This is a genomic window from Pseudomonas sp. MF6767, assembly GCF_016405475.1.
Classification (GTDB): Bacteria; Pseudomonadota; Gammaproteobacteria; order Pseudomonadales; family Pseudomonadaceae; genus Aquipseudomonas; species Aquipseudomonas paracarnis.
Genome location: NZ_JAEKCY010000001.1, coordinates 116,538 through 131,016, shown reverse-complemented (window position 1 = coordinate 131,016; position 14,479 = coordinate 116,538). Strand labels below are relative to the sequence as shown.

The window sequence follows — 14,479 nt, the reverse complement described above, 5'->3', positions numbered from 1 at the left end:
GGAGTTGAGTTTCCATGGCCAAGATCGCCCCGCAATTGCCAATTGAAGTCGACAGCGAAACCGGTGTCTGGACCTCCGACGCCCTGCCGATGCTGTACGTTCCACGCCATTTCTTCGTCAACAACCACATGGGTATCGAAGAAGTACTGGGGGCCGACGCCTACGCCGAGATCCTCTACAAGGCCGGCTACAAATCCGCCTGGCACTGGTGTGAAAAAGAAGCTGAATGCCACGGCCTGGAAGGCGTCGCGGTGTTCGAGCACTACATGAAGCGCCTGTCGCAACGCGGCTGGGGCCTGTTCAAGATCCAGGACATCGACCTCGATAAAGGCACCGCCAGCGTCAAGCTTGAGCATTCAGCTTTTGTGTATGTCTACGGCAAGGTCGGACGCAAAGTGGACTACATGTTCACCGGCTGGTTTGCCGGCGCCATGGACCAGATCCTTCAAGCGCGTGGCAGCAAGATCCGCACTGTCGCCGAACAAGTCTACGGAGGCTCCGAAGAGGGCCACGATGATGGTTTGTTCACCGTCAAACCGTTGTAAGCCGAGGACCGTGCCATGGCTTTCGAAGCAATGTTCCAGCCGATCCAGATCGGCAAACTGACCATCCGCAACCGGGTGCTCAGCACTGCGCATGCCGAGGTGTATGCCACCGACGGCGGCATGACCACCGACCGCTATGTGAAGTACTACGAAGAAAAAGCCAAGGGCGGTATTGGCCTGGCGATCTGCGGTGGCTCCTCCGTGGTGGCCATCGACAGCCCGCAGGAATGGTGGGCGTCGGTGAACCTGTCCACCGACCGCATCATCCCGCACTTCCAGAATCTGGCCGATGCCATGCACAAGCATGGCGCCAAGATCATGATCCAGATTACCCACATGGGCCGGCGCTCGCGTTGGGACGGCTTCAACTGGCCGACCCTGATGTCGCCGTCCGGCGTGCGTGAGCCGGTGCACCGTGCCACCTGCAAGACCATCGAGCCAGAAGAAATCTGGCGTGTGATCGGCAACTACGCCCAGGCTGCGCGTCGGGCCAAGGCCGGTGGCCTGGACGGGGTGGAATTGTCGGCCGTGCACCAGCACATGATCGACCAGTTCTGGAGCCCGCGGGTCAACAAGCGTACCGACGAATGGGGCGGCACTTTCGAGGGCCGCATGAAGTTCGGCCTGGAAGTGTTGAAGGCCGTACGTGCCGAAGTGGGTGACGACTTCTGCGTGGGCATGCGCCTGTGCGGTGACGAGTTCCACCCGGACGGCTTGTCCCACGAGGACATGAAGCAAATCGCCAAGTACTACGATGACACCGGCATGCTCGATTTCATCGGCGTGGTGGGCTCGGGTTGCGACACCCACAACACCCTGGCCAACGTCATCCCGAACATGAGCTACCCGCCGGAGCCGTTCCTGCACCTGGCGGCCGGCATCAAGGAAGTGGTCAAGGTTCCGGTGCTGCACGCGCAGAACATCAAGGACCCGAACCAGGCCACGCGTATTCTGGAAGGCGGCTATGTGGACATGGTCGGCATGACCCGTGCGCACATCGCCGACCCGCACCTGATCGCCAAGATCAAGATGGGCCAGATCGACCAAATCAAGCAGTGCGTGGGCGCCAACTACTGCATCGACCGCCAGTACCAAGGCCTGGATGTGTTGTGCATCCAGAACGCTGCGACCTCCCGTGAATACATGGGCGTGCCGCACATCATCGAGAAGTCCACCGGGCCCAAGCGCAAGGTGGTTGTGGTGGGGGCCGGCCCGGCCGGGATGGAAGCTGCGCGCGTGGCGGCTGAACGTGGCCACGACGTGACGCTGTTCGAGAAAAAGGAGTTTATCGGCGGGCAAATCACCACCGCGTCGAAAGCGCCGCAGCGTGACCAGATCGCCGGTATCACCCGTTGGTATCAACTGGAACTGGCGCGTTTGAAAGTCGACCTGCGCCTGGGTGTTGCAGCCGATGCCGAGACCATCCTGGACGTGCGTCCGGACGTGGTGGTGCTGGCGGTGGGCGGTCATCCGTTCATCGAGCAGAACGAACACTGGGGCGCCGCCGAAGGCTTGGTAGTGAGCAGTTGGGACGTGCTCGACGGCAAGGTGCTGCCTGGCAAGAACGTGCTGGTGTACGACACCATCTGTGAATTCACCGGGATGTCGGTGGCCGACTTCCTGGCCGACAAAGGCAGCCAGGTGGAGATCGTCACCGACGACATCAAGCCAGGCGTGGCAATCGGCGGCACGTCGTTCCCCACGTACTACCGCAGCATGTACCCCAAGGAAGTGATCATGACCGGCGACATGATGCTGGAAAAGGTCTACCGCGAGGGCGACAAGCTGGTGGCCGTGCTGGAGAACGAATACACCGGCGCCAAAGAGGAGCGGGTGGTCGACCAGGTCGTGGTGGAGAACGGCGTGCGTCCGGACGAGGCCATTTACTACGGGCTCAAGGAAGGTTCGCGCAACAAGGGCCAGATCGACGTTGAAGCGCTGTTTGCGATCAAGCCGCAGCCATGCCTGAGCGAGGCGGGCGAGGGGTACTTGCTGTTCCGCATTGGTGACTGTGTGGCCCAGCGCAATACCCACGCCGCCATCTATGACGCCCTGCGCTTGTGCAAGGATTTCTGACGCACCTGATCGTTCCCACGCTCTGCGTGGGAATGCCGCCCTGGACGCTCCGCGTCTGCTTTTAAGGTCGTGACGCAGAGCGTCACAGGATGCATTCCCACGCAGAGCGTGGGAACGATCTTCGTGGGAGCTTCACCATGTTGAATACCTTGCTGCCTATTCTCTTGTTTGCCGCCCTGGGCCTCGCCGTCCTCGGCGCCTTGCGCCGGGTGAACATGTGGCGCCGTGGCCGCGCGTCCAAAGTCGACCTGCTGGGTGGCCTCTTGGCCATGCCCAAGCGTTACATGGTCGACCTGCACCACGTGGTCGCCCGTGACAAATACATCGCCAACACCCACGTAGCGACGGCGCTGGGCTTTGTGCTGTCGGCGCTGCTGGCGATTGTGGTGCACGGTTTCGGCCTGCAGAGCCGCATTCTTGGTTATGCCCTGCTGCTGGCGTCGACATTGATGTTTGTCGGCGCGATCTTCATGTACCTGCGCCGCCGCAATCCGCCTGCTCGCCTGTCAAAAGGCCCGTGGATGCGCCTGCCGAAAAGCCTGATGGCCTTCTCGGTGAGCTTCTTCCTGGTGACCTTGCCGGTGGCCGGGATTCTGCCCGTCGACTTCGGCGGCTGGCTGCTCGCGGCATTGCTGAGCGTGGGCGTGTTGTGGGGCGTGTCCGAAATGTTCTTCGGCATGACCTGGGGTGGGCCGATGAAACACGCGTTTGCCGGAGCCCTGCACCTGGCCTGGCACCGTCGCGCCGAACGCTTTGGCGGTGGCCGCTCCACCGGTTTGAAACCCTTGGACCTGAGCGATAAAACCGCGCCACTGGGCGTGGAAAAACCCAAGGACTTCACCTGGAACCAACTGCTCGGCTTCGACGCCTGCGTGCAGTGCGGCAAGTGCGAAGCGGCGTGCCCGGCGTTTGCCGCCGGCCAGCCACTGAACCCGAAAAAACTCATCCAGGACATGGTGGTCGGTTTGGCCGGTGGCACCGATGCCAAGTTCGCCGGCAGCCCGTACCCCGGCAAACCGGTGGGCGAACACGGCGGCAACCCGCACCAGCCGATCGTCAACGGCCTGGTGGACGCCGAGACCCTGTGGTCGTGCACCACCTGCCGCGCTTGCGTGGAAGAGTGCCCGATGATGATCGAGCATGTGGACGCTATCGTCGACATGCGCCGCCACCTCACCCTGGAAAAAGGCGCCACGCCGAACAAGGGCGCTGAAGTCCTGGAAAACCTGATCGCTACCGACAACCCCGGCGGGTTTGCCCCCGGTGGGCGCCTGAACTGGGCGGCAGACCTGAACCTGCCGTTGCTCAGCGACAAAGGCAGTTGCGATGTGCTGTTCTGGGTCGGCGATGGCGCCTTCGACATGCGTAACCAGCGTACCCTGCGCGCTTTCGTCAAAGTGCTCAAGGCCGCCAAGGTCGATTTCGCCGTGCTCGGCCTGGAAGAACGCGACAGCGGTGACGTGGCGCGGCGCCTCGGTGACGAAGCGACATTCCAGTTGCTGGCCACGCGCAATATCCAGACCCTGGCCAAGTACAGCTTCAAGCGCATCGTCACCTGCGATCCGCACAGCTTCCATGTGCTGAAAAACGAATACGGCGCCTTCAACGGCAACTACCGCGTGCAGCACCACAGCACCTTCATGGCCGAGCTGATCGGCGAGGGCGCGCTGAACCTGGGCCAGCACAAAGGCAACAGCGTGACCTACCACGACCCGTGCTACCTGGGCCGCTACAACGGCGAATACGAGGCGCCGCGCCAAGTGCTGCGGGCTTTGGGTATCGAGGTCAAGGAAATGCAACGCTCGGGCTTCCGTTCACGCTGCTGCGGTGGCGGTGGCGGTGCGCCGATCACTGACATCCCCGGCAAGCAACGTATCCCCGATATGCGTATGGACGACATCCGCGAGACCGGCGCCGAACTGGTGGCCGTGGGTTGCCCGCAATGCACGGCGATGCTTGAAGGCGTGGTCGAACCGCGCCCGTTGATCAAGGACATCGCCGAACTGGTAGCCGACGCGTTGCTTGAAGACGCCGCGCCGGCCAAAGCCCCCGTCAAGCGTGAACCTGCGGAGGTGCACTAATGAGCGATATTATCCGCCGCGACCCCCGGGCCGAATGGATCGCCCGTAACCGCCTGCACCCGTTGCACGCGGCGATGCAGCCGGTGCAACACAGCTGGATGGGGCCCAACGGCATCATTCGCAAAAACGTGCATGGTGTCGGTTTTATCGGGCCCAACGGCATCAAGCGTATCGACCGCAGCGGTGCCCAGCAGGGCGGCGCGGCCAAGCGCACCGCGGCAGTGGAAGTGCAATTGCCGCTGCATCAAGTGCCGACCCCGGCGTTCTACATCAACGTGGTGCCGGACATGGTCGGTGGCCGCCTGAGCAGCCACGACCGTGACCTGCTTGGCCTGGCGCGCCAACTGGCCGGCAATGACGGCGCGGTGTTGGCGGTGGTGTTCGGTGAACACAAGGAAAGCGCGTTTGCCACGGCCGGCGTCGACCGTCTGCTGGTGCTGGAGGGGCATGAGTTCGAGGGTTATGCACCGGAGCAACGCGTGCAGGGCCTGCGCGCTGTGGATAACCAATTCAGCCCGCGCCACTGGTTGCTGCCAGACAGCCGCAGCGGTGGTGGTGAGCTGGGGCGACGCTTTGCCGCCAGCCTCAAGGAACGCCCGGCGACGCGGGTGTGGCAGATCAAGGGCGAGGAATGCATCGGCCGTGCCGGTGCCGGCCAGGAAGACCTGGCGCGGCCGTTGCCCCGTCTGATCCTCGCTGCCGCCGAATGTGCCGATCCGGTCAGCGAGACCCGCCACGAAGTCTTGCCCGTGGAGTTATCCACAAGCCTGGCGCGTAGTCTGCCGCGTATCGAAGACCTCGGCGCGGTGGCGGTCGACCCGGCAGCGATTCCGATGGCCGAGGCAGAGTTCATTTTCTCCGGTGGCAACGGCGTGAAGGACTGGGCGCTGTTCCACCAGACCGCCGCGGCCCTGGGCGCTACCGAAGGCGCCTCGCGGGTGGCAGTGGACGATGGCTTCATGGCGCGTGATCGCCAGGTCGGCGCCAGCGGCACCTGGGTGACTGCGCGGGTGTACGTGGCAGTGGGCATTTCCGGGGCGATCCAGCACCTGCAAGGCATCGGTGCCTGCGACAAGGTGGTGGCGATCAACCTCGACCCAGGGTGCGACATGATCAAGCGTGCCGACCTGTCGGTGATCGGCGAAAGCGCCGCGATACTGCACGCCTTGATCGCGGCGGTCGAGACCTACCGCAACGGCGCCAAGCGCGATGCAGCCTGAGGATATGACCATGACGAACACTGTATTCAGCCTGGTGTCCATCGGTGCTCACCCCACCTCCGGGCGTCCACGCCGCGCCGAGCAGGATGCGCGCGCGGTTGAGCTGGGGCTGCAACTGGCTGGGGATAAGTTGCAGGTGCTGCACGCTGGTGATGTCAGCGAGCCGACCCTGCGCAGCTACCTGGGCATGGGCCTGCCGCAACTGCAGGTACTGGAACAACCGGCCGGCTCGGATGCCTTGCCGGTGCTCAGTGAGTATCTGCGCGACGCCGGTGCTCAGGTGGTACTGACCGGGAGCCAGGCAGAAACCGGCGAAGGTTCGGGAATGCTGCCGTTCCTCTTGGCCGAGCAACTGGGCTGGCCGCTGATTGTGGGGCTGGCCCAGGTGGAGTCCATCGACGCCGGCGTAGCCCTGGTGCTGCAGGCGCTGCCTCGCGGCCAGCGACGGCGCTTGAAGGTGCGCCTGCCGTTTCTCGCCACTGTGGATAACGCCGCGCCCAAGCCACGTCAGAGCGCCTACGGCCCGGCGCAACGGGGTGAACTGGCCGCCCATGACGTTGAGATTGAACACGACGAGTTATTCACAGGCGCACTGTTGCAACCGGCCAAGCCACGGCCAAAGCGCCTCAAGGTGATCAAGGCCAAGAGTGGTGCCGACCGTATGAAGGCCGCAACGGCCAAGTCCAGTGGCGGCGGTGGGCAGGTGCTCAAGGGCGTGAGCGCTGAAGAGGGCGCGCAAGCGATTCTCAAGCTTCTGGTAGAAGAGGGCGTCGTACGCTGAACCCTGACCACCACCAAACCTTGTGGTAGCTGGCTTGCCTGCGATAGCGGTAGGTCAGCAACCCATGCATCCGTTGACGTATTGCAATCGCGGGCAAGCCCGCTTCCACATTTTCCTGCTTTATCTTGGGCTTACCCACAATGCCTGTTGATCCGCCTGTGGATAACCTGTTCGCGGGTGTCCACAAGCCCGGCATATCAAGCTCTGCAGCCCTCTGTACGAAAAACAACCAGCCTAACTCGCGGTTTTTGCTCGGGTTTTCACCGGGTTGAGGCCTCGACTTGCCCCCAAAGTCTGTTGGCGCTTTTGTGGATAAGATGTTCGCTATCCGCTACAAGCCTTATAAAACGTGGCTTTCGAGGGGTTGGTCAATAATTGAGCAAATCTCACATATTCGCCGTTTAAACGGCTGGATATCCCCGATTCATGAGGGTTTCAAGGGCTTTTCCACAACCCGAACAAAGTTGCCCCCGAATTCTGTTGGCGCATCTGTGGATAAGGTGTTCGCTTACCGCTGCAAGCCACGCCAAACAAGGCTCTTGGAGGTTTGGTCAATAAATGAACAGCTCAAGATAAAACCCGCAAGTTTAAATAAGTCACGGATTTTCTTGATTTAATTTGTGAGCACGGCGCACTTGCCCACAATTGCTGTGGGTGGCTTTGTGGATAAGTTGTTGGGGAAAGGCTGGAGGGCAGGGTGGTAAAGGGCTGCATCGGAACTGATCGAATTTTGAACAGTTAACCTGTCCAAATGTGGGAGCTGGCTTGCCTGCGATAGCGGTCTGTCAGCCAATACAGGCTTTGACAGACACAATGCCATCGCGGGCAAGCCCGCTCCCACACAAGCGTTATTCGTGAGCAGCTACGCCTTTGAGATAAGGCGCTGGCGCCGCGCCCAGGTTGTTGAGCATCCGCTCGCTGTACCAATCCACAAAATTCACCACGCCAAACTCATAGGTCTTGGAGTAAGGGCCTGGCTGGTAGGCGGTGGAGTTGATGCCGCGCTGGTTCTCTTCGGCCAGGCGGCGATCCTGGTCGTTGGTGGCATCCCACACCTGGCGCATGCGCTCCACGTCGTAGTCCACGCCTTCCACCGCGTCCTTATGCACGATCCACTTGGTGGTGACCATGGTTTCCTGGGCGCTGATCGGCCACACGGTGAACACAATGATGTGGTCGCCCATGCAGTGGTTCCAGGAGTGCGGCAGGTGCAGGATGCGCATCGAACCCAGGTCCGGGTTCTTGATGCGGCCCATCAGTTTGGCGCAGCCCTGCTTGCCGTCCAGGGTCATCGACACAGTGCCCTTGAGCAGTGGCATGCGCACGATGCGGTTACGCAGGCCGAAGCTGGCGTGGGCGTAAGGGATTTTTTCGGCATCCCAAGCGGCGGCGGACGCGGCTACGTGATCCTTGAACGCCTGGTCGGCGCGCGGGTCGGTAACGTCGTCCCACTCCAGCAGGGTTTTCAGCAGTTCCGGGTGCGAGGCGTTGCAGTGGTAGCACTCGCGGTTGTTTTCCAGCACCAGCTTCCAGTTGGCTTTTTCGAACAAGGTGGTCTGGATCGCCACCTTGGTGTTCTCCATGTCGTAGGGCTCCATGTAATGGCTGAGCGTCGACAGGAAGTCATCAATGGCCGGTGGATTTTCGGCCAGGCTGATAAAGATGTAGCCGCCAGCAGTCTTCACGTTCACCGGCTTGAGGCCGTACTGCTTCATGTCGAAATCGGCGCCCATCTCGGTGCCGGCGAACAGCAGGCGGCCGTCCAGCTCGTAGGTCCACTGGTGGTAGTGGCACACCAATTTGGCGACCTTGCCCTTCTCGCTGGTGCACAAGCGCGAACCACGGTGGCGGCAGACGTTGTGGAACGCATGCACCACGCCGTCGGCACCCCGGATCACGATGATTGGGTTCTTGCCCACTTGCAGGGTCAGGTAGTTGCCCTTGGTGGGGATTTCGCAGGTCATGCCGGCGATCAACCACTCTTTCTGGAAGATCTCCTGCATGTCGATATCAAACAACCGCTCATCAGAGTAGAACGGCTGCGGCAGCGAAAAAGTGCGCTCGCGCTCTTGCAGCATTTGCGCAGTGGCCTTGCGTGCGGGTTCCAGCGGATCGCCCAAGCTTAAGGTTGCGGTGACGTCCATCGTGTGTGTCCTCATGGCCATTCTGTGTGGCCGGCGAATAGTGGCTACGGTTGGTGCTGTGCAAGGCGTAAAGAACGCGTCTTTGTTGGGAGCGAGTGTGGGCCCGGCGTAACGTCGAACCTTATCCATGGGCGACATGGCCCAATCTGATCCCGACGCGCAAGCCCCTGTCTTTGGGGGCTGGTCGCCGTAAGTATGTGAATGTCGCAGATAGGTAAATGGGTGGTTCTCGCGTTACGCAGAATCGTCACCATAAGGCCGACGTCGGCGGTGGAGAACAACATGTCCAATAATTTCCTGAATCCGGTAACCACCCAGACCTGGGCCAATGGTCGGCACATCGTCCGCTGCGTCAAAGTCATCCAGGAAACCTGGGATGTGCGCACCTTCTGCTTCATGGCCGATCAGCCGATCCTGTTCTTTTTCAAGCCAGGGCAATTCGTCACCCTGGAGCTGGAAATCGAAGGCCAGCCGATCATGCGTTCGTACACGATTTCCAGCTCACCGTCGGTGCCTTACAGCTTTTCGGTGACCATCAAGCGTGTGCCGGGCGGTCGGGTTTCCAATTGGCTGCACGACACTTTGCACGAAGGCCAGGAGCTGGCGGTGCACGGGCCGGTCGGGCTGTTCAATGCCATCGACTTCCCGAGCCCGAAAGTGCTTTACCTCAGCGGCGGCGTTGGGATCACGCCGGTGATGTCCATGGCGCGCTGGTTCTACGACACCAATGCGAACGTCGACATGACCTTTATCCACAGCGCCCGCTCGCCCAAGGACATCATCTATCACCGCGAGCTGGAGCACATGGCGTCGCGGATCGACAACTTCAGCCTGCACCTGATTTGCGAAAAACACGGCCTGGGCGAGCCTTGGGCCGGGTATCGCGGCTATCTGAACCACAAGATGCTGGAGCTGATGGTGCCGGACTTCCTGGAGCGCGAAGTGTTCTGCTGCGGCCCTACGCCGTACATGAACGCGGTGAAGCGTTTGCTGGAAGTTGCCGGTTTCGACATGACGCGTTATCACGAAGAATCCTTTGGCGCGACACCGCCCGAAGCCCGTGCCGATGCGGTGGAGCAGGCCGAGCAAGCGGCGGATGCGCCGGAGATCGACCTGGCAGACCTGCATCAAGTGGAATTTATCGCGTCCGGCAAGAGCATTCGCGTGGCGCCGGGGGAAACGGTGCATGCTGCGGCGGCCAAGCTCGGCCTGCTGATCCCCAAGGCCTGCGGCATGGGCATCTGCGGTACGTGCAAGGTCATGAAGCTGGGCGGCGAAGTAGAGATGGAGCACAACGGCGGGATTACCGAAGAGGACGAAGCCGAAGGCTATATCCTGTCGTGCTGCAGTGTGCCGAAGGGTGATGTACGCATCGAGTTCTGATCTGCTCGTTCCCACGCTCTGCGTGGTAACGCCTCCCAGGACGCTCCGCGTCCCGTCGCAACTGAAGGGTGACGCGGAGCGTCACGGCTGCATTCCCACGCGGAGCGCGGGAACGATCTTTCCGGCAGCAGGCACATGCTCGTTCCCACGCTCTGCGTGGTAACGCCTCCCAGGACGCTCCGCGTCCCGTCGCACATGAAGGGTGACGCGGAGCGTCACGGGCTGCATTCCCACGCGGAGCGCGGGAATGATCTTTCCGGCAGCAGGCACATGCTCGTTCCCACGCGCTGCGTGGTAACGCCTCCCAGGACGCTCCGCGTCCCGTCGCAACTGAAGGGTGACGCGGAGCGTCACGGGCTGCATTCCCACGCGGAGCGCGGGAACGATCTTTCCGGCAGCAGGCACCTGCTCGTTCCCACGCTCCGCGTGGTAACGCCTCCCAGGACGCTCCGCGTCCCGTCGCAGTTGAGGGGTGACGCGGAGCGTCACGGGCTGCATTCCCACGCGGAGCGCGGGAATGATCTTTCCGGCAGCAGGCACATGCTCGTTCCCACGCTCTGCGTGGTAACGCCTCCCAGGACGCTCCGCGTCCCGCCGCAGTTGAGGGGTGACGCGGAGCGTCACGGGCTGCTTTCCCACGCGGAGCGCGGGAACGATCTTTCCGGCAGCAGGCACCTGCTCGTTCCCACGCTCCGCGTGGTAACGCCTCCCAGGACGCTCCGCGTCCCGTCGCAACTGAAGGGTGACGCGGAGCGTCACGGGCTGCATACCCACGCGGAGCGCGGGAACGATCTTTCCGGCAGCAGGCACATGCTCGTTCCCACGCTCTACGTGGTAACGCCACCTGGGACGCTCCGCGTCCCGTCGCAGTTGAGGGGTGACGCGGAGCGTCACGGGCTGCATTCCCACGCGGAGCGCGGGAACGATCTTTCCGGCAGCAGGCACATGCTCGTTCCCACGCTCTGAGTGGTAGCGCCTCCCAGGACGCTCCGCGTCCCGTCGCAGTTGAGGGGTGACGCGGAGCGTCACGGGCTGCATTCCCACGCGGAGCGCGGGAACGATCTTTCCGGCAGCAGGCACATGCTCGTTCCCACGCTCTGCGTGGTAACGCCTCCCAGGACGCTCCGCGTCCCGTCGTAAGGGAAGGGGCACGCGGATCTTCAGAGCCAAGGTTGGATGTCGATCAGGCCTGGCATACCTGCATAGTTGCGCGCGCTGGAGTAACGCCAGTGTTCAGCCAGGTCCACATAGCCCCGCTTTATGGGGTTGTGATGGATGTAATCAAGCTTCTGGCGCATGACTGCCTCGCTGTAAACCAACTCCGCATGTGAACCTTCCTGCCACAGTTGATAAACACGATCTGTCTTGTGTGCACGCTTGCAGAAACGCAGGCGCTGCAATATCCGCTCCGCGCCTTTGCTTTGCAGGTCGTCAATGATGGTGCGGGCGGTGAAGGATTTGAATTGGCTGACGCACTTTCCCAGATCGGGCGCTTGAGCAATAAAGTGCAAGTGATTTTCCAGGATGACGTAACCAAACAAGTTTAAAGCGTGGTTGCTTTGTTGATATCGCCAGCAATCCAGAAGATGGTCCACCAGGTAGTTGCGGGTGAAGAGGGGGAGCCATTCCATGACAGTGCAGGTGAGGAAGTGGGGTTTTTCGGGTTCGGTGATGACATAGCGGCTTCTGCCCACGTGTTCATCCTTGATTTCGGGTGGACGCGGAGCGTCCGAGGAGGCATTCCCACGCGGAGCGTGGGAACGATCATGATTCAGCGTCGCGTCGCAGGTCGGGAGTCTGCGACGCGAGCCTTGGGTGTTAACAGTTATTGGGCATAGATATGGACAACGAAGTGCTGGCCTGAGTTTGTCAATTCGTAGGCTTTGTCGTAGATGGTCAGCGTCCTTGATGACTCCTGAATGGTGTCCCCGACCTTGGCGTGTTTCCTGAACTCATCCCAGTCAATGACCGTGGTGCTAGTGCTGCCGCCGCTTTGCAGTGTGTTGCCATTGCTTTGATATTCCATGATAAAGCTCTCCATTGATGTGCCTTTGCCGCCGATTATTCGGCTGGCGGTGAAACCCGCAAGGTGGCAGTTACCGCTGCGTTTTCCTTGCGGGTAACGAGAGGCTAGACAATGAAAACGAGCTGCGTGGCTCTCAGAAATATCAAAAAACAGTCTCAGCAATCGGCCAGTACCAACTGGCCGAATTCGTACGTTAAGCGTTCATCACTTCCCGAATATCGGCAGCCAATTCCCTTACACGCTCTTCCTCGGTATCCCACGCACACATGAAGCGCGCACCGCCTTTGCCGATGAAGGTGTAGAAACGCCAGCCCTTGGCAGTCAGCGCTGCAATCGCGGGCTCGGAGAGTTGCAGGAACACGCCGTTGGCCTGTACCGGGAACATCAATTCCACGCCGGGAATATCCGCTACCAGGCTGCTCAGCAATTGCGCGCAATGGTTGGCGTGGCGTGCATGCTTGAGCCAGGCGTCATTTTCCAGCAGGCCCACCCATGGCGCAGAAAGAAAGCGCATTTTCGACGCCAACTGACCGGCCTGTTTGCAGCGGTAGTCGAAGTCTTCAGCCAGTTTGTGATTGAAGAACAGGATGGCTTCACCCACCGCCATGCCGTTTTTGGTACCACCAAAGCACAGCACGTCGACGCCGGCTTTCCAGGTCAGGTCGGCCGGGGAGCAACCCAGGAATGCGCAGGCGTTGGCGAAGCGTGCGCCGTCCATGTGCAGGTTCAGGCCCAGCTCCTTGCAGGTGGCGCTGATGGCGCGGATTTCTTCCGGGGTGTACACGCTGCCGACTTCGGTGGCTTGGGTCAGGGTGACTACGCGGGGTTTGGGGTAGTGGATGTCCTGGCGCTTGAGGGCGATCTCACGGATCGACTCCGGGGTCAGCTTGCCGTTTTCGGTGCGGGCAACCAACAATTTGGAGCCGTTGGAGAAAAACTCCGGCGCGCCGCATTCGTCGGTCTCGACGTGGGCGGTTTCCGAGCAAATCACGCTATGGTAGCTCTGGCACAACGAGGACAGCGCCAGGGAGTTGGCAGCTGTACCGTTGAAGGCGAAGAACACCTCGCAGTCGGTCTCGAATAGATTGCGGAAACCGTCGGCGGCGCGGTGGGTCCATTCATCATCGCCGTAGGCACGTTGATGGCCCTGGTTGGCTTGTTCCATGGCGGCCCAGGCTTCCGGGCAGATGCCGGAATAGTTGTCGCTGGCAAATTGTTGGCTCTTGTCGGTCATGGCCCGTTCCTGTGGTCGATGTTGGTGCGCACTTTACCCAAGATTGCCGGGGGCACGCACGCACTGTAAATGCAAAGTCGTTGGGGAATTATGCACGGTACTGAAACCTTGCCTGTCGGTCCTGTCCGAGATGGCGCTTTGGATCTGCTCAAGTGGCTGGCGCTGTTGAGTATGGTGCTCGATCATTTGCGCTATGTGGGGCTGAGCCTGGATGGGCTATATGTGCCGGGGCGCCTGGCGTTTCCATGGTTTTGCCTGGCGATTGCGGCCAATTTGCACCGTGTCCGTTACGCACCAGTGACGGGCCATTGGCGCTACCTGGGTTGGTTGCTGCTGTTCAGCGTGATCAGCGAAGTGCCTTATCGGATGTTCATCGAAGATGCCGATACCTTGAACGTGTTGCCGACCCTGGCGCTGGGCATGCTGGTTGCCCGAGGTTGGCAGCAAAAGGCGTTGGTTGATCGAGGATTGGCGCTGATCGCCGTCACAATGGCGGCCGTGTTTTCACACCAGTTGATGTTCGGTTTCTTTGGTGTATTGCTGCCACTGGCGATATTGCTGGTGTTTCGCCGGCCCTGGTATTTCAGCGTGCTGCCGGGTTTAGTCTGCGTCGCCGCCAATCAGTGGCAGATTCTGCTCAATAGCGGCACGCTTGTGGCGCTGTCGGGGTTGGCTGCATGTCTGATTGCGCCGCTGGCAGGATTGGTCTTATTGCGACATGGCAAAAACGCCAACCCCCCCGCCATGCGACGCTGGGCCTATGCCCTGTATCCCATGCATTTTCTTCTGTTGCTACTCGTTCGCAAGCTCATTGCCTAGCCCTTGTAGGGGCGAGCTTGCTCGCGAAAAACGTCAACAATAACGCGGGCTGCCTGATTGAACGCGGCGCCCTCAGGTTTTTCGCGAGCAAGCTCGCTCCTACAGTTTGTAGGCACCCAGTTAGCATTTGCTCAGGCCATGTCGTAAACGCACCTTTGCGTGGCGTGCGC

12 protein-coding genes are annotated in these 14,479 nt (G+C 61.0%); 8 read left to right on the top strand and 4 right to left on the bottom strand.

Annotation, left to right across the window (positions count from 1 at the left end):
• The first annotated feature begins 14 nt into the window (after positions 1–14).
• From JFT58_RS00580 to etfB, 5 genes are all read left to right on the top strand, one after another.
• Positions 15–545 carry a DUF5943 domain-containing protein gene (locus JFT58_RS00580; RefSeq protein WP_008033249.1) on the top strand — a complete coding sequence of 177 codons (531 nt, stop codon included), beginning with the start codon at positions 15–17 and terminating at the stop codon, positions 543–545.
• Positions 546–560: 15 nt separating this feature from the next.
• Positions 561–2,621: a dimethylglycine demethylation protein DgcA gene (gene dgcA / locus JFT58_RS00575; RefSeq protein ID WP_054898200.1), complete on the top strand. Its 2,061-nt coding sequence runs from the start codon at positions 561–563 to the stop codon at positions 2,619–2,621.
• A 137-nt stretch (positions 2,622–2,758) separates the two neighbouring features.
• Positions 2,759–4,702, top strand: coding sequence for a dimethylglycine demethylation protein DgcB (dgcB, locus tag JFT58_RS00570; RefSeq protein ID WP_054898201.1), 1,944 nt, complete (start codon positions 2,759–2,761; stop codon positions 4,700–4,702).
• On the top strand, positions 4,702–5,922 hold the full coding sequence (etfA, locus tag JFT58_RS00565; RefSeq protein ID WP_054898202.1) for an electron transfer flavoprotein subunit alpha: 1,221 nt from the start codon (positions 4,702–4,704) through the stop codon (positions 5,920–5,922). Before dgcB ends, etfA begins: the two co-directional genes overlap by 1 nt.
• Before the next feature lie 10 nt (positions 5,923–5,932).
• On the top strand, positions 5,933–6,703 hold the full coding sequence (etfB, locus tag JFT58_RS00560) for an electron transfer flavoprotein subunit beta (RefSeq protein ID WP_054898204.1): 771 nt from the start codon (positions 5,933–5,935) through the stop codon (positions 6,701–6,703).
• 848 nt (positions 6,704–7,551) lie between these two features.
• Here etfB and gbcA read toward each other — a convergent pair.
• The gene (gbcA, locus tag JFT58_RS00555; protein ID WP_054898203.1) at positions 7,552–8,847 is read right to left on the bottom strand and encodes a glycine-betaine demethylase subunit GbcA; all 1,296 of its coding nucleotides are present in this window, start codon (positions 8,845–8,847) and stop codon (positions 7,552–7,554) included.
• A gap of 282 nt (positions 8,848–9,129) precedes the next feature.
• On the opposite strand from gbcA, the gene gbcB reads away from it, so the two are divergent.
• Positions 9,130–10,230 carry a glycine-betaine demethylase subunit GbcB gene (gbcB, locus tag JFT58_RS00550; protein WP_014720237.1) on the top strand — a complete coding sequence of 367 codons (1,101 nt, stop codon included), beginning with the start codon at positions 9,130–9,132 and terminating at the stop codon, positions 10,228–10,230.
• A 135-nt stretch (positions 10,231–10,365) separates the two neighbouring features.
• A complete protein-coding gene (locus JFT58_RS00545) occupies positions 10,366–11,196 on the top strand; it encodes a hypothetical protein (RefSeq protein ID WP_198834291.1) in 831 nt (276 codons plus the stop codon).
• Between the two features lie 194 nt (positions 11,197–11,390).
• Here JFT58_RS00545 and JFT58_RS00540 read toward each other — a convergent pair whose 3' ends face one another.
• The 3 genes from JFT58_RS00540 to JFT58_RS00530 all read right to left on the bottom strand — a co-directional run bounded on the left by JFT58_RS00540 (position 11,391) and on the right by JFT58_RS00530 (position 13,490).
• The gene (locus JFT58_RS00540) at positions 11,391–11,924 is read right to left on the bottom strand and encodes an REP-associated tyrosine transposase (protein ID WP_054896754.1); all 534 of its coding nucleotides are present in this window, start codon (positions 11,922–11,924) and stop codon (positions 11,391–11,393) included.
• A gap of 131 nt (positions 11,925–12,055) precedes the next feature.
• Positions 12,056–12,256: a hypothetical protein gene (locus JFT58_RS30655; protein ID WP_034129068.1), complete on the bottom strand. Its 201-nt coding sequence runs from the start codon at positions 12,254–12,256 to the stop codon at positions 12,056–12,058.
• Between the two features lie 193 nt (positions 12,257–12,449).
• Entirely contained in the window at positions 12,450–13,490 is a 1,041-nt protein-coding gene (locus JFT58_RS00530) for a threonine aldolase family protein (RefSeq protein WP_003194862.1), read from the bottom strand.
• Positions 13,491–13,580: 90 nt separating this feature from the next.
• Between JFT58_RS00530 and JFT58_RS00525 the strand changes: the two genes are divergently transcribed.
• Positions 13,581–14,309, top strand: a complete 729-nt coding sequence (locus tag JFT58_RS00525) for a TraX family protein (RefSeq protein ID WP_054896755.1) — start codon at positions 13,581–13,583, stop codon at positions 14,307–14,309.
• Positions 14,310–14,479: the final 170 nt, after the last annotated feature.